The organism is Streptococcus halichoeri, assembly GCF_009870755.1.
In the GTDB taxonomy this organism is placed as follows: Bacteria; Bacillota; Bacilli; order Lactobacillales; family Streptococcaceae; genus Streptococcus; species Streptococcus halichoeri.
In genome coordinates this window covers 43,948-59,542 of the sequence record NZ_WLZU01000009.1, presented here as the reverse complement: position 1 = coordinate 59,542, position 15,595 = coordinate 43,948, and the positions used below count along the sequence as shown (strand labels likewise).

The following is a 15,595-nucleotide window of genomic DNA, read 5'->3' as shown; positions in this document are numbered from 1 at the left end:
ACGAAGATATTCAAAAGTTAGGGAAAAACTGCATACACAACACGATTTACAACTTAAAAAAGCTTCAATAACGTTGATTTGACAGCGTTTATAGAGATTTTTTTATTTTTTAACTGATAAACTCGGGAGATTTTTTTATTTTTTAACTGATAAACTCGGGTGATACTGGTTTTTTCCCAAGAAGTAGCTGACCAAGTTCAAAAAAAGAAATGATTTAAGTCTTGTCTTAAGCCCTGTTACTCCATTTCCAAGCTTCTATGTTATAATAAAGAGACATAACTCAAAAAATTAGTAGGGTATGAGATGATTAAATTAGTAGCAACAGATATGGACGGAACTTTCTTAAGAGAGGATGGGACCTATGATAAGGACCGCTTAGCCCGCCTTTTGCCAAAACTCCAAGAGGCAGGGATTATTTTTGCTGTCTCTAGTGGCCGTTCCTTGTTGGCCATTAATCGCCTCTTTGAAGACTTTTTAGATCAGATTGCCATTATTGCTGAGAATGGGTCTTTGGTGCAGTACCAGGGCCGAGTTGTTTTTTCGGATGCGCTGTCTAAGTCGCAATACCTTGAGGTTGCTGCGAAGATTAAAGCTAATCCTTACCATGGCTCGGCTGGTATGCTCTTTTCAGGTCAAAAGGCTAGCTATATCCTTGAGGGAACGTCGCCTGCTTATATTGAGAAGATGAAGCACTACTATGCCAATGTTCAAATCATTGAGACCTATGACCTTATGGATGAGGACCTCATTTTTAAAATGACCACAAGCTTTACTGATGCTACCGTTTTACTAGGGAGTGACTGGTTAGATCAGGCATTACCTTATGCGACAGCTGTCACCACTGGTTTTGATTCCATTGATGTGATGCTATCAGAGGTCAATAAAGGGTTTGGTTTACAGCATCTTTGTCAGGCACTTGACTTGTCCTTGAATCAAACCCTTGCTTTTGGGGATAATTTCAATGATCTGCAAATGCTAACCTGTGCAGGGAAAGCCATAGCTACTGCCAATGCCCGTCCTGAAATAAAGGCTGTGGCTGATGAGCTGATTGGCCATTGCAATAGTCAGGCTGTTTTACAGTATCTAGAAAGGATGGTTCGAGATGAAGCCCATTAAACTGCTAGCTCTGGATCTTGACGGGACCTTATTAACCACCGATAAAAGAGTAACTCAGGCTAATCAAAAAGCGATCCGACAAGCACAAGCAGCTGGTGTGCAGGTGGTCATCACAACGGGTCGGCCCCTTAAAGCCATCGAAGGCTTATTGACTGAGTTAGCACTTACAGGCCCAGAGCATTACAGTATTACCTTTAACGGTGGTTTGGTCCAACGTAATTCGGGTGAGATTTTAGCTAAATCCAGTTTAACTTTTGATCAGGTGAGAGACATTCATCAGACCTTGTACCATTTGAACCTTCCCACTGATATTTTGAGTGAGGGTCGGGTCTATAGTATAGCAGGTCAAGATGGCTGTCAGTCTCAGTATCATCTAGCTAATCCGGCCTTGGCCTTTGTCACGTGTGATTCTTTAGATGACTTAGACCCAAATATTATATATAATAAGGTTGTTAGTGTGACGGATGCTGATTATTTAGATCAGCAGCTAGCTCACTTACCAGGGGCCATATATGACCACTATGAGGCGTTCAAATCACGAGATATTATATTTGAAATCATGCCAAAAGGCATTCATAAAGCCTTTGGTTTAGCCCTTTTGTGTGAGCACCTTGGCCTTTTACCTGAAAATGTTATGGCCATGGGCGATGAGGCTAATGATTATACTATGCTGAAATGGGCTGGCTTGGGCGTGGCCATGGCCAATGCGGTGCCTTCGATTAAGGCGGTAGCTGATCAGGTGACACAACATAGTAATGACGCATCCGGTGTAGCAGAAGCTATTGAAACCTATATTCTAGCTAAGGAGATATAATGGGATTATTTGATCGATTATTTGGAAATAAAAAGCAAAAAAAAGAGACTCAGTCCGCTAAGGAAGCCCCCCTTCAAGAAACGGTAGCAGAAGAAAGCCAAACAACACCTGAAGAACAAGAGGCTAAACCTTCTGTTGTGACCAACGAGCCAAGTGGTAGACCAGAGCCAGAAGGTCACTTTGAGCCTGAAGAAAAACCACAGTCCGTCCACTCAGAGCAGGGCGGTGGGAATAAAGCAGATGCAGCTAAGCAAGTGGCCACTGAGGAACCAGCTGAGCCGGTAGCCAAACCAGAACCTGAGCCAGTATTGAAGGAAGCAGCGATTTTTGCTGTACCAGGTGACTTTGAAGGTGTGGAACCTGAGTTAGCCCAGACTGCCAAGGCACAAACATCAGAACCTGTTCCTCTTGGTGAGACAAGTGATGCTACAGAGTCAGCTGATGACCTTGAGCCGTCAAACACACCTGCTAACACTAAGGATGATAGCACCGAGGCAGCGACCGAGCCAAGTCAAACAGCGCCAGCGATGACCGAGACAGAAGAAGACAAGTACAAGCGAAGCTTGTCCAAAACTCGCTCGGGTTTTTCAGCCAGACTCAATAGTTTTTTTGCAACTTTTCGTAAGGTTGACGAAGATTTCTTTGAAGAATTAGAAGAAATGTTGATTTTGTCTGATGTTGGGGTGACTGTCGCGACAGAGTTGACCGATGCTCTGCGTCAAGAAGCCAAGCTCGAAAATGCGAAAAAACCAGAAGCCCTTAAGCGAGTCATCATTGAAAAATTAGTCGCTATCTATGAAAAAGATGGGACCTATAAAGAGACAATCAACCTGCAGCCTGGTTTGACGGTGATGTTGTTTGTGGGAGTAAATGGCGTTGGTAAGACCACTTCGATTGGAAAATTGGCTTACAAATACAAGCAAGAAGGCAAAAAGGTGATGTTGGTGGCAGCAGATACCTTTCGGGCCGGAGCAGTGGCTCAGTTAGCAGAATGGGGCCGCCGGGTGGCTGTTCCCGTAGTTACGGGCCCAGAAAAAGCCGATCCGGCTTCTGTGGTCTTTGATGGTGTGGAAAAAGCAGTGGCAGAGAAGATTGATGTCTTGATGATTGATACGGCTGGCCGCTTGCAAAACAAGGAAAATCTCATGGCTGAGCTGGAAAAAATTGGCCGTATCATCAAACGTGTAGTGCCAGATGCCCCACATGAAACCTTACTTGCTCTTGATGCTTCCACTGGGCAAAATGCGCTTAGCCAGGCCAAAGAATTCTCTAAAATCACGCCTTTGACCGGATTAATTTTAACAAAGATTGATGGTACAGCCAAAGGAGGCGTTGTTTTAGCCATTCGTCAAGAGTTGGACATTCCTGTTAAATTAATCGGCTTTGGGGAAAAAATCGATGATATTGGAGTCTTTAACTCTGAGGAGTTTATGAGAGGGCTGTTAACGGGCATTCTCTAGTGTTAGGTAAGAAGAACACAAAAAAGGCGTCAAGTCCTCCTTGAGTGTTACAGGCCATTAGCTAAAGCCTAAAACCGCTCCGCAGTTGCCCTGTGGCTTAGCTGTTTGGCGAAAAGCTGTAGCTGCTGGATGACCGCCCTGACTAGTCCCCGCTAAAGGCCTGGCTAGCTGTAAGTGTCTGCTAGATTTTTAATAAGCCTTTAAAAAGGATTTACTAGCTGGAAACGTCTGCTAGACTTTTGCCAAACTTTTAAGAAAACAAGGACTTTGCCTTGCATTCGTGACTAGCAATAAACTCTTAGAAAAGCTGCTTTTTAGCGCTTCTAAGAGTTTTTTTATGGTTCAAAAAAAGATTGAAGAATTAGCTTAAGCAAGCTTTTTTTCAATCTGAAGTTATTGAGGCATGCAAGTTTTTAGAAAACACGATAAACATAGGGATTTTTCGGCTGGGCTTTTTCTTCAACGTGCTGAATATGTAAGACAGGAAGCGTTTGCTCCAACTTAGCATTATATTCCGTAGTGATACGACCACTCACTGTCAACCATGTATTATTGGCAAAGTGTGTTTGTTCGCCTGTTGTTAATAAACCATAAACCCCTGAATCCGCGATACAGTGGATAATCCCAAAGCGAAAGAGGAACTGGTAACCCTCATGATCTGGTTCATTAAAGACAAAGCCAGTATAGCGAATATCCCGATTACTGAATTCCTCAGGATAAAGGTAAATAAGCTCCATAATTTCCATATAATTAGCACTTGTGATGGTCAGCGGGCTGGTCCCCTTATATTTTTTGAGCTCAGCTAGCATTTCTTTTTGGTAGGCTGATTTGGTGAAATAGAGGCTCGTATCGGGCTTTAGGTATTGCACCCGTGTGCCGTCTTGACTAATACCAGAGCTGGTTGAGCCAGCTGCTAGCGGGAAAGTATAGCCCTTGGCTTGAACGGTAGTTGAGTCCAAACTCACCGTTGGCACCAATAACCCAACCAAAACTGGAAAAACAAGAATCATCGGACTGGTTAGCTTGGCCCATTTTCCGGATAAATGGCTGTGCACCGTACTATTTTTCATCCAGCAATAGAGTTGTACCAATGCGAGAATGAAAGACAAGACCATTGATATATAAGCTAAATAAGAATATTTGATATTAATGTATTGGTCCAATTTACCTGATAATTCTAAGTACATGGTCAATTCAAAGTAACCAGCGAGAATTAAAAATCGAATCATAAGCGAAGACCTCCGATCCCCAGGCAATACAGAATAATCATCACAACTGAAAGACCAATGAATTGGCCGATAAACTTCCCTTTGAAGGCCTTGAGCATCATCATAAGGTTTTTAATGTCAACCATGGGTCCAATCAGCAAGAAGGCTAGGACTGGTGCTATGCCAAAGGTTGATAATAAAGAAGCCCCAATAAAAGCATCCGCTTCACTGCACAAGGATAGGATAAAGGCTAAGAGCATCATGATTAAAATAGCTGTTAAGGGATTATGACCAATCGTTGTTAGAATACGCGTTGGCACATAGATTTGCATCGCAGAGGCAATCAAGGTTCCAAAAACTAGATAGCGGCCCGTATCAAAGAATTCATCAATAGCATGGAGCAGAGCCAGATAGATTTTGCGGTACCATTTTTCATGGGAATAATCGTGAAGATGGCTTGGTTTTGCGTCTTCTTTTAAAATGGCCTCATCTGTGAGATAGGCTAACATAATCCCCAAAGCAATAGCTACAATCGTTGCCCCTACTAAGCGCAATACTAAAAACCGCAGCGAATTTCCAAAAGCCGAATAGGTAGCAAAAAGCACAATAGGATTAATAATTGGTGCAGTTGCTAAAAAAGGCACAGCTGTATAGCTAGGTACCTGTTTTTCAAGGAAACGGTTAATAATAGGAATGATTCCGCATTCACAGGAAGGGAAAACAAAGCCAATAAACGTTCCAAAGAGAATTCGTAAAAACTTTTGTTTGGGCAAGTAACGCTGGACCACTTCTGGAGTCACATAGACTTCAATCACCCCAGACAGAATTGTTCCTAAAAGGACAAAGGGGAGGGCTTCAATAATAATGGAGATAAAAATAGCAAACCATTGAAGTACACTAGGCGGAAGTTGTGAAAAAAGGCTCATTGCTATATCAACCTCCTTTTTGGGCCCGTGGCACAAAGTAGTTTCTTACAACTCATTATGGGGTTGCTTCTCCTTGGCTGGATTAGGAATAATCTTACCATCGGTATCAACTTCTAAAGGCTTATCAAAACCAGGAATATTGGCAAATTGTGCCATCATTTTTTCTAATTCATCATTTTTTTTATGTGTTATAGCCATCTAAAAAACCAACTTTCTAATGTTACTAGTACCATTATACTATCAAATAGGGCTAAAAGGAAAGTGAAAGCTGTAGAGGATAATGATAATGTGCTCTCTCTTAACCTTATTAACCCTAGGATTAGGTTACCAAATTAACCTTAAGCTATTCCTAAAGTTACCCTCGTATCAAAGGAGTAAAGTGTACAAGCTCATCTCTTTTGTCAGGAATTAAAAACCCAAGGGTGTAGGGAGGCTTAATCACAACAGCCAGCACCCTGGCAAACCATTTCTTTACTTTTTTGGCTTTGGTAGGACATAGCTACGCTTTTTACCCAATCGTCTCGAATCGTCTAGATTTAAAAAGTTTGAAGATTAGAGATTTCTACTCCTTAATTTTGTTAAAAGCTTGCTGGCTTATGTTATAATGAGCTTAGTAGGAGTTGAACATGAAAAAGAAGTTACTAGTTGTGGATGATGAAGAGCACATTTTACGACTGTTAGACTACCATTTGCAAAAGGAAGGCTATGCAACTGAGCTGGTTAGTGATGGCAGGACTGCGTTAAAGTTAGCTCAATCAGAGCCCTATAATTTCATCATTTTGGATATTATGCTGCCCCAATTGGATGGCATAGAAGTTTGCAAACGTTTACGTGCGAAGGGCATTAAAACCCCGATCATGATGGTATCAGCCAAAGGCGAAGAGTTTGATAAAGTCCTCGCTTTAGAACTAGGAGCAGATGATTATTTGACCAAGCCTTTTAGCCCCAGAGAATTGGTTGCACGTGTTAAGGCGGTTTTACGGCGAACAGATACTAAAGCCAGTTTACAAAATGAAGAAAATCTTGATGATGCTCTCACTATTCAGGACATTACCATTTACCCAGAACGTCATGAAGTATATAAGGCTGGCCAATTATTGCGGTTAACTCCCAAGGAATTTGAACTACTCTTATATTTGATTAAGCATCCTAACATGACTTTAACGCGTGAGCGTTTATTAGAACGTATCTGGGGTTATGATTTTGGACAAGAAACACGACTGGTGGATGTGCATATTGGCAAATTGCGGGAAAAAGTAGAAGATGATGCAAAAAATCCCAAATTGATTGAAACCATTCGTGGTTACGGCTATAAGTTTAAAGGAGACTAATAGCAATGAAAAAGCGCTTGATTGTCCTGAGTGGGATAAGTTTCTTGTTAGTTCTTATGAGCGTCTGTGGGATGTTAAGCCAGGTATCTAACTGGTTTTATCTGGGCTATGGGGTTGTTTGTCTCAGCTTGGTTTACACCCTAAAGTCTTTATTTGCCTGGCAAGAGGCATTTCATTTATTGGCCGTTCGACAGCAAGCCAACCCCGTTTCTTTTATTGCTGATAAGCAGAGCGATTTAAAAGCATTTGCTAAGGACTATTGGCAAGTCAAAAGCCAGCTAGCAGCTCTAAGTCTTGAAAAAGAAACCATGTCAGAGCATCTTGAAGCCCTCTTGTCCCACTTGACTATGGGGATGCTTTTGGTCAGCAAAGACCGCACGGTTCTCTTACAAAGTCAATCTCTGCCCAGCTATTTTCCCAAAACAAAGCATCCGATTAGGATGCTTGCTGACATTCGTCGTATGGATGTTAAAGCATTGATCAATGAGGCTTTTGATAAGAAAAAGATGATCAAAAAAGAATTGGCAGGCCTTAATGATAACGATCTAATCTTGGAGGTTTCAGCCATTCCTATTCTTACCAATCGTGATCAGGTCACACAAGTGCTGGTTTTGCTCTATGATTTAACCACCATCAGAAGTTATGAAAAATCAAATATGGATTTCATTTCTAATGCTTCACATGAACTGCGAACGCCGGTTACCTCTATCAAAGGTTTTGCTGAAACCTTAAAGGAAATGCCAGAAACCGAGTCAAAGACTAAAGAAGAATTTTTAGAGATTATCTATAATGAAAGCTTGCGCTTAGAACGTATTGTTGAACATATGCTCACCTTGTCTAAGGCTGCAAAAATACAAATTCAAACCAGCAGATTTCTCATTAATGATTTTTTAACCTACATTGGGCAGAGCATGACGCCACAATTAAGCCAAAAGCAGCTCCACTTGCATTATCAATTGGCCGGTGATTGTGTTCTCCAAACTGATAAATACGTTTTATCGCAGATTTTGTTAAATTTATTGTCAAATGCTATTCGCTACACAGATCAGGGTGGGACTATTAAGATTAAGACGCAATGGCTTAATGAAGAACTTAAAATTACTGTCTCTGATACAGGTATTGGCATTAAAACGCATGAATTAGAACGTATTTTTGAACGCTTTTATCGGGTTAACAAGGGACGCAGTCGCCAAAGCGGCGGCACCGGCTTAGGCCTAGCCATTGTCAAAGAACTCAGTGACTTGCTTGGTGCGACTATTCAGGTTGATAGTCAGTTGGGCCAAGGAAGTGATTTTACCATCACCTTACCTAAACAAATGATTGCAGAACCACCCTCATCAAAAGCGTAACAGCCCTGCTAGCTTGTATTGACAAAAACGCATTGCCTACTAAGCCGATCTTAGTAGGTTTTTTTGCTGATTTTTGAAATCTTTACCAAATCTTTACCAAAATCAGGCCTCAATCTTTACAATAGCTTGGTAGACTATAAATGTAGTCAAGCTACAAGAAAATGTTTAAAATCCATATAAAGGTGGTTATTATGAAAATGAAAAAAATGCTTATCTTAGCAGCACTTGGTTTATCTGGCTTAGGCCTTGCAGCCTGTGGGAATCATTCAGCTGGCGCTGGAGAAGGAGGAGCAACCAAAAAGATTGATGTTGTCACACGTGAAAATGGCTCAGGGACCCGCGGAGCATTTACTGAAATCACAGGCTTGCTAAAGAAAAGTGGTGGGAAAGAAACCGATAATACGACCAAATCGGCAGTGGTCCAAAACAGCACCGAAGGAGTGATTTCTGCCGTTTCTGGTAACAAAAATGCGATTGGCTATATTTCCTTAGGCTCACTCAATAAAAATGTTAAAGCATTAAAAGTAGATGGTGTAGAAGCCACCGCCAAGACTGTCTTAGATGGTGATTATCCTTTGCAAAGACCGTTTAATATTGTTTACAATGATAGCCTCTCAACACTAGGTAAAGATTTTATCACTTACATTCATTCAAAAGAAGGACAAAAAGTGGTTGCTGAAAATAAATATGTTAAAGCCAAAACACAAGGTGCAGATTATAGCTCACAAAAAATGTCTGGTAAACTATCGCTGGTTGGCTCAACCTCAGTAGCCCCACTGATGGAAAAAATAGCTGAGGCTTATAAGAAAGAAAATCCAGGCGTTACGATTGACATCACTGCCAATGGCTCGTCTGCTGGCATTACTGCTGCAAAAGAAAAAACAGCAGATATTGGCATGGTCTCTCGCGAATTGACCCCAGACGAAGGAAAAACACTTAAGCATGATGCCATAGCTCTTGATGGGATAGCTCTTGTAGTCAATAAAGCTAATGCATTACAAAAAATAAGTATGAGTGCTGTTGCTGACATTTTCAGTGGCAAAACAACTTCTTGGGAGAATGTGAAATAGGTCAGTAGAAAAAGGGTGAGGGGGCGATTTGTCTCCCTTGCTTTTATATCCTTAGAAAGGACACAGCGTGAAAAAACAAACCTTTAAAGAAGAGTTTTTCCGGATAATCTTTTTTCTCAGCGCAGCAACTGCTATCCTGGCCATCTTCTTAATCTGTATCTTTATCTTTATGAATGGTCTTCCGTTTATTGGAAAATATGGTATCAGTCACTTTTTATTAGGTAATGACTGGTCGCCCTCTAATACACCGGCAAGCTATGGTATTTTGCCCATGATTGTGGGTTCGGTATTCATCACGATCGGAGCTATTGCCCTAGGTGTTCCAACCGGTGTTTTTACTGCTGTTTTTATGGTTTATTACTGTCCTAAACAGATCTATGCCTTTTTAAAATCGGCGGTGAACCTGATGGCAGCGATCCCGTCCATTGTCTATGGTTTTTTTGGCTTACAATTGCTGGTGCCTTGGATTGGTTCATTTTCTGGTAATGGCATGAGTGTCCTGACAGCTTCGCTCTTACTAGGCATTATGATCTTGCCAACCATTATTAGCCTGTCAGAATCAGCCATCCGCACAGTTCCGTCTGCTTATTATGCTGGTAGTCTAGCCCTAGGAGCTAGCCATGAGCGATCGATTTTCAGTGTGATTTTACCCGCAGCAAAATCGGGCATCTTCTCAGCGGTGATTCTAGGAGTGGGCCGAGCTATTGGTGAGACTATGGCAGTGATTCTGGTTGCAGGTAACCAACCGATTATTCCGAGTGGCCTCTTTGCTGGGACGCGGACAATGACCACAAATATTGTTTTAGAAATGGCCTATGCTTCTGGTCAGCACCGTGAGGCTTTGATTGCCACGTCAGCCGTTTTATTTGTCTTTATCTTGATTATCAATGCCATCTTTGCTTACATGAAAGGAAAAGCGGTGCATGAGTAAACCCATTTTGAAAGCTTTAGTCTATTTCTTTGCCCTTCTAACATTTGGTTCTCTCTTTTTAATCATTGGATTTATTTTAGCCAATGGTCTACCCCATATTACTGCTAATTTATTTGTCTGGAAATATACCAGTGACAATGTATCTTTGATGCCTGCCATTATCTCTACCTTGATTTTGGTATTTGGCTCTCTTATTTTAGCCCTACCGATTGGTATTTTTGCTGGCTTTTACTTGGTTGAATACGCTCCAAAAACCTCGCCTTGGGTGAGAGTCATTCGGATTGCTGCAGATACTCTAGCGGGCATTCCTTCTATTGTTTTTGGGCTCTTTGGGATGCTTTTCTTTGTTATCTTTCTGGGCTTGCAGTATTCGTTGCTGTCGGGGATTTTAACCTCAGTTATTATGGTGTTACCCGTGATTATTCGCTCTACCGAAGAAGCCCTACTAGCAGTCAGTGATAGCATGCGGCAGGCAAGCTTTGGGCTTGGGGCCGGTAAATTACGTACCGTCTTTAAAATTGTTTTGCCAGTGGCTATGCCTGGGATCTTATCAGGTGTTATTTTAGCAATCGGTCGGATTGTCGGTGAGACAGCTGCCCTCATGTATACCTTGGGAACTTCAACGAATACGCCAACTAGTCTTTTGTCGTCAGGTCGTTCCTTGGCTTTACACATGTACATGCTCTCTAGTGAAGGTTTGCATGTTAATGAAGCCTATGCCACAGGTGTGATTTTGATTATTACCGTCTTAGTCATTAATGCCACCTCTAGTTTATTATCTCGACGTCTCGTGAAAGGAGCGGCTTAAGAATGGGAACTTTTTGTGTTAACAATTTAGATTTGTATTATGGGGACTTTCAAGCCTTAAAGCAGGTTTCCATCACCATCCCTGAGGGGCAAATTACAGCGCTGATTGGCCCATCTGGTTGTGGCAAATCAACCTTTCTTAAAACTCTGAATCGGATGAATGACTTGGTGCCTAATTGCCACATTGAAGGAGAAGTCTTTTTAGATGACACCAACATTTACGATAAAAACATGAATTTAAACAACCTTCGCAAGCGCGTAGGCATGGTTTTTCAGCAACCCAATCCATTTGTTATGTCCATCTATGATAACGTTGCCTATGGCCCGCGTACGCATGGAATTAAGGATAAAAAAGTCTTGGATGCCCTGGTGGAAAAAAGCTTAAGAAGCGCAGCCATTTGGGAGGAGGTTAAAGACAGCCTAAACAAGGGTGCCATGTCCTTATCTGGAGGTCAGCAGCAACGACTGTGTATTGCGCGTGCTCTTGCTGTTGAACCTGACGTTTTATTGATGGATGAGCCCACCTCGGCTTTGGATCCCATTTCAACCCTAAAAATTGAGGATCTCGTGCAAAATCTAAAAAAAGAGTACACGATTATTATCGTTACCCACAATATGCAACAAGCCTCACGTATTTCGGATAAAACCGCCTTTTTCCTGACGGGAGAAATCTGTGAATTTGGTGACACCATCGATATTTTCACCAATCCAAAAGATAAACGAACAGAAGATTATATTTCGGGCCGCTTTGGTTAAGGAAAGGACAAGCTAAGATGAGAGAACAATTTGCGATTGAATTGCAACTTCTGGAACAGCAGTTTTTGACCTTGGGACATTGCGTTTTAGAGGCAGCTTCCAAGGCCATGTTGGCCCTATCAGCGAAGGATCAGGATATGGCAGAGCATATTATTGCAGGCGACAAAATGATTAATCAATTCCAGGTTGATATTGAACTGACCTGCGCCCGCATTCTAGCCCTACAACAGCCCCAGGTAACGGATCTACGCTTGGTCATTACCATTATGTCTGCCTGCTCGGACTTAGAGCGCATGGGTGACCACATGGCTGGTGTCTCTAAATCTATTTTACACTTGCGGGCAGCTGATGCGATTACAGAAATCGAAGAGGGCCTGCATGAAGTAGGGCAAAAGGCCTTAAAAATGCTAGACCAATTGCTAGATAGCTTTCCAAAGCATGCTGCCAAAGATGCGCTAGCCATCGCCAAACAAGATGAGGCTATTGATGCCTTGTATTATAGCCTATCAAAGGAAGTCATCGATCTGATGAAGGTCCAAGAAGCCTCAATCCGCAATGGAACGGAGTATCTAAAGATACTGGGGCATCTAGAGCGTTTTGGTGATTATATTGCGACTATTTGTGAACGCATGGTCTATTTAGAAACAGGTGAATTGATAGAATTAAATTAGCTAAACGCGTCATTGGCAAAGCCCTTATCTTTACTTTTTGTGGCCAAAAGAAAGGGACAAGCGACCTTTACATATCTTCTAAGAATTGTCCAATTTATAAGTGCTGAGGTTGATTATTGTCAACCTCTTTTTAGGGACAGCTTCGCAAATAGAACTGTAAAACTGGGTAAGGGATGTGCTATAATAAGCCTTATGAAAGAAAATAAGATACTTGAAACAATTGCCACTAGACTTGCTGTAACCTTAGACCAAATTAAGCAGGTTTTAACCCTGACGGAAGAAGGGAACACCATTCCCTTTATCGCACGTTACCGCAAAGAAGCGACTGGAAATTTAGATGAGGTCCAAATCAAGGCTATCATTGATTTGAACAAATCCCTGCAAAATCTCAAAGAACGCAAAGAAACAATCCTAAGCAAGATTGAAGCCCAGGGCAAACTAACTGACAGCCTAAAAGCAAGCATCCTTGCCGCGGAAAAATTAACAGACCTAGAAGAACTTTACCTACCCTACAAAGAAAAACGACGAACCAAGGCCACCATTGCCCGCGAAGCTGGACTTTTACCTTTATCACGCTTGATTTTGCAAAATGCTGAGCCACTTGAGCTAAAGGCGCAAGATTATCTATCAGAAGCCTTTCCAACAGCGCAAGACGCCTTGGCTGGCGCAGTTGCTATTTTGGTTGAAGCTTTTTCAGAAGACGCCAAACTGCGCTCCTGGGTTTACAATGAAATCTGGCAGTACAGTTTGATTCGCTCAACTGTCAAAGATAAGGAAGCCGACCCCAAAGCAATCTTTAGCATTTACTATGATTTTTCTGATCGCGTGGCCAAAATGCAGGGCTACCGGACATTAGCATTGAACCGTGGCGAAAAACTCGGTGTATTAAAGGTTGGTTTTGAGCATAATCTAGATAAGATGCTACGCTTTTTTAGCGTGCGCTTTAAAGAAAGCAATGCTTACATTCTAGAGGTGATCAATCAAACCATTAAGAAAAAAATTGTTCCAGCAATGGAACGCCGTATTCGAGTGGAGCTAACCGAAGCAGCTGAAGATGGTGCTATTGCGCTTTTCTCTGAAAATCTTCGCAATCTCTTGCTGGTTTCTCCTCTAAAAGGAAAGATGATTTTAGGGTTTGACCCCGCCTTTCGAACAGGGGCAAAACTAGCCGTGGTCGATCAGTTGGGCACCTTAGTTACCACGCAAGTCATCTATCCTGTTCCTCCTGCCAATCCAACTAAAATTGCAGAAGCTAAACAGACTTTGACTGAACTCATTGAGACCTACGCGATTGAAATCATTGCCATCGGTAACGGAACAGCTAGTCGTGAAAGCGAAGCTTTCGTTGCTGATGTGCTCAGTGATTTTCCACAGACTTCTTATGTTATTGTTAATGAAAGCGGGGCTTCAGTCTACTCCGCCTCAGAATTGGCCCGCAAAGAGTTCCCAGATCTAACGGTTGAAAAACGCTCAGCCATTTCCATCGCTAGACGCTTACAAGATCCTTTAGCTGAACTGGTTAAGATTGATCCCAAGTCCATTGGTGTTGGTCAGTATCAGCACGATGTTAGTCAAAAAAAGCTTAGCGAACATCTCGATTTCGTGGTTGATACGGTGGTCAACCAGGTAGGTGTCAATGTGAATACAGCAAGTGCCACCTTGCTTTCTCATGTCTCTGGACTCAATAAAGCCATTTCTGAAAATATCGTGGGTTACCGTCAAGCTAATGGCCGCTTAGCCAGTCGAGAAGAGCTAAAAAATGTCCCTCGTTTGGGTGCCAAAGCCTTTGAGCAAGCTGCTGGTTTCTTACGCATTCCAAATGGTGACAATATGCTAGATAATACCGGCGTCCATCCAGAGTCCTATCCAGCAGTTCAGCTTTTATTAAAAGAGCTTGAAATCAATGAGTTAGACCAAGCTGCTAAAGAAAAATTACAGCAAGCATCTATTAGCGACTTAGCTGACAAAATTGGCATTGGCCGGGAAACCCTAAAGGACATTATTAGTGATTTGTTAAAACCGGGTCGGGATTTACGTGATGATTTCGAAGCACCTGTCCTGCGCCAAGATATTTTAGAGTTGGCAGATTTAAAAATTGGTCAAAAATTAGAAGGAACAGTCCGCAATGTGGTTGATTTTGGAGCTTTTGTGGATATTGGTGTGCACGAAGACGGTCTCATTCATATCTCTGAGATGAGCAAGACCTTTGTCAACCACCCTAGTCAGGTGCTTGCGGTGGGCGACCTCGTAACCGTATGGGTTTCGAGGATTGATCTTGAGCACCATAAAGTTAATTTAAGTTTATTGGCTCCAGATGGAACTAAATGATTATGTGAGAGAGGTTTCTAAAGCAGACTTTGGTAAACCCTTTCGACATCAAGCTAGCTGGAATCCGCGTTTGCAAACAACTGGCGGGCGCTTTTTCCCAAAAGATGGTCACTTAGATTTTAATCCAAAAGTTTATCAAGAATTGGGCTTAGATGTTTTTCGGAAAATAGTGCGGCATGAGCTGTGTCATTACCACCTTTATTATGCCAATAAGGGATTTCATCATCGTGATCAAACCTTTAAAGACCTACTAGCAGCAGTCGATGGCTTAAGATACACGCCACCACTAAGAACGGTTAAGATCAGGTACACTTATCAATGTCAAGGCTGCTATCAAATCTACCGCAGGCAGCGCGCCATTGATACAACACGGTTGGTCTGTGGGCACTGTAAAGGAAAATTAGATCTAAAAAATCAGTCAAAAGGCTGATTTCTTTTATCCTTATAAAGCAGTATAATAAGGAAAAGAAGGTGAGGAACTCTATGGAAACAAAATTCTATAAATTGCGTCGAAAAAAACTCATCGGTGGCGTTGTTGCTGGTTTAGCTGATAAATACCACTGGGACTTAACATTAGCCAGAATTTTAACAGCCAGTCTGATTTTCTTCAATCAATTTGTGGCTGTTATCTATATTTTGCTAGCTCTCTTTTTACCTTATAAAGAAGACTTAGAAAGAGATTATCGCACACAAAGACAGGGTCCGCGTAAGCGAAAAGACGCCGAGATCGTCCATGAAGAAACAGATAAAGAAGATGGCTGGTTCTGGTAACACTAATCACAATTCTTGGTCTAATGGTTTTAACAATAGGACAAATAGAAAAGGCTA

At 41.9% G+C, this 15,595-nt stretch carries 16 protein-coding genes; 13 read left to right on the top strand and 3 right to left on the bottom strand.

Annotated elements, in window-relative coordinates:
• Positions 1-303 precede the first annotated feature (303 nt).
• The 3 genes from GWD08_RS03710 to ftsY are packed head-to-tail and all read left to right on the top strand — an operon-like array spanning position 304 to position 3,390.
• A complete protein-coding gene (locus GWD08_RS03710; protein ID WP_159564291.1) occupies positions 304-1,116 on the top strand; it encodes a Cof-type HAD-IIB family hydrolase in 813 nt (270 codons plus the stop codon).
• A complete protein-coding gene (locus GWD08_RS03705; RefSeq protein WP_159564289.1) occupies positions 1,103-1,930 on the top strand; it encodes a Cof-type HAD-IIB family hydrolase in 828 nt (275 codons plus the stop codon). The genes GWD08_RS03710 and GWD08_RS03705 overlap by 14 nt, the downstream gene beginning before the upstream one ends.
• A complete protein-coding gene (gene ftsY / locus GWD08_RS03700; RefSeq protein ID WP_159564287.1) occupies positions 1,930-3,390 on the top strand; it encodes a signal recognition particle-docking protein FtsY in 1,461 nt (486 codons plus the stop codon). The genes GWD08_RS03705 and ftsY overlap by 1 nt, the downstream gene beginning before the upstream one ends.
• Positions 3,391-3,803: 413 nt before the next feature.
• On the opposite strand, the gene GWD08_RS03695 is transcribed toward ftsY, so the two are convergent.
• From GWD08_RS03695 to GWD08_RS08655, 3 genes are read right to left on the bottom strand one after another with little or no spacing between them, the layout of a single operon-like run.
• Positions 3,804-4,619: a TIGR03943 family putative permease subunit gene (locus tag GWD08_RS03695; protein WP_159564285.1), complete on the bottom strand. Its 816-nt coding sequence runs from the start codon at positions 4,617-4,619 to the stop codon at positions 3,804-3,806.
• The gene (locus GWD08_RS03690; RefSeq protein WP_159564283.1) at positions 4,616-5,524 is read right to left on the bottom strand and encodes a permease; all 909 of its coding nucleotides are present in this window, start codon (positions 5,522-5,524) and stop codon (positions 4,616-4,618) included. Before GWD08_RS03690 ends, GWD08_RS03695 begins: the two co-directional genes overlap by 4 nt.
• Before the next feature lie 45 nt (positions 5,525-5,569).
• On the bottom strand, positions 5,570-5,722 hold the full coding sequence (locus GWD08_RS08655; RefSeq protein WP_167547764.1) for an SPJ_0845 family protein: 153 nt from the start codon (positions 5,720-5,722) through the stop codon (positions 5,570-5,572).
• A 428-nt stretch (positions 5,723-6,150) separates the two neighbouring features.
• On the opposite strand from GWD08_RS08655, the gene GWD08_RS03685 reads away from it, so the two are divergent.
• The 10 genes from GWD08_RS03685 (at position 6,151) to GWD08_RS03640 (ending at position 15,538) form a co-directional block, all read left to right on the top strand.
• Complete coding sequence (locus GWD08_RS03685; protein ID WP_159564281.1) at positions 6,151-6,855, top strand: response regulator transcription factor; 705 nt, start codon at positions 6,151-6,153, stop codon at positions 6,853-6,855.
• Between the two features lie 5 nt (positions 6,856-6,860).
• Positions 6,861-8,204, top strand: coding sequence for a two-component system histidine kinase PnpS (gene pnpS / locus GWD08_RS03680; RefSeq protein WP_159564279.1), 1,344 nt, complete (start codon positions 6,861-6,863; stop codon positions 8,202-8,204).
• 191 nt (positions 8,205-8,395) lie between these two features.
• The gene (locus GWD08_RS03675; RefSeq protein WP_159545764.1) at positions 8,396-9,274 is read left to right on the top strand and encodes a substrate-binding domain-containing protein; all 879 of its coding nucleotides are present in this window, start codon (positions 8,396-8,398) and stop codon (positions 9,272-9,274) included.
• Between the two features lie 67 nt (positions 9,275-9,341).
• On the top strand, positions 9,342-10,205 hold the full coding sequence (gene pstC, locus GWD08_RS03670; protein ID WP_159564277.1) for a phosphate ABC transporter permease subunit PstC: 864 nt from the start codon (positions 9,342-9,344) through the stop codon (positions 10,203-10,205).
• Positions 10,198-11,013, top strand: coding sequence for a phosphate ABC transporter permease PstA (pstA, locus tag GWD08_RS03665; protein WP_159545760.1), 816 nt, complete (start codon positions 10,198-10,200; stop codon positions 11,011-11,013). Before pstC ends, pstA begins: the two co-directional genes overlap by 8 nt.
• Positions 11,014-11,015: 2 nt before the next feature.
• Positions 11,016-11,768, top strand: a complete 753-nt coding sequence (gene pstB, locus GWD08_RS03660) for a phosphate ABC transporter ATP-binding protein PstB (RefSeq protein ID WP_159564275.1) — start codon at positions 11,016-11,018, stop codon at positions 11,766-11,768.
• Between the two features lie 17 nt (positions 11,769-11,785).
• On the top strand, positions 11,786-12,439 hold the full coding sequence (phoU, locus tag GWD08_RS03655; RefSeq protein ID WP_159564273.1) for a phosphate signaling complex protein PhoU: 654 nt from the start codon (positions 11,786-11,788) through the stop codon (positions 12,437-12,439).
• A gap of 192 nt (positions 12,440-12,631) precedes the next feature.
• The gene (locus tag GWD08_RS03650; protein ID WP_159564271.1) at positions 12,632-14,767 is read left to right on the top strand and encodes a Tex family protein; all 2,136 of its coding nucleotides are present in this window, start codon (positions 12,632-12,634) and stop codon (positions 14,765-14,767) included.
• Positions 14,754-15,197 carry a SprT family protein gene (locus GWD08_RS03645; protein WP_159564269.1) on the top strand — a complete coding sequence of 148 codons (444 nt, stop codon included), beginning with the start codon at positions 14,754-14,756 and terminating at the stop codon, positions 15,195-15,197. The genes GWD08_RS03650 and GWD08_RS03645 overlap by 14 nt, the downstream gene beginning before the upstream one ends.
• A 53-nt stretch (positions 15,198-15,250) precedes the next feature.
• Complete coding sequence (locus GWD08_RS03640) at positions 15,251-15,538, top strand: PspC domain-containing protein (protein WP_159564267.1); 288 nt, start codon at positions 15,251-15,253, stop codon at positions 15,536-15,538.
• Positions 15,539-15,595 lie beyond the last annotated feature (57 nt).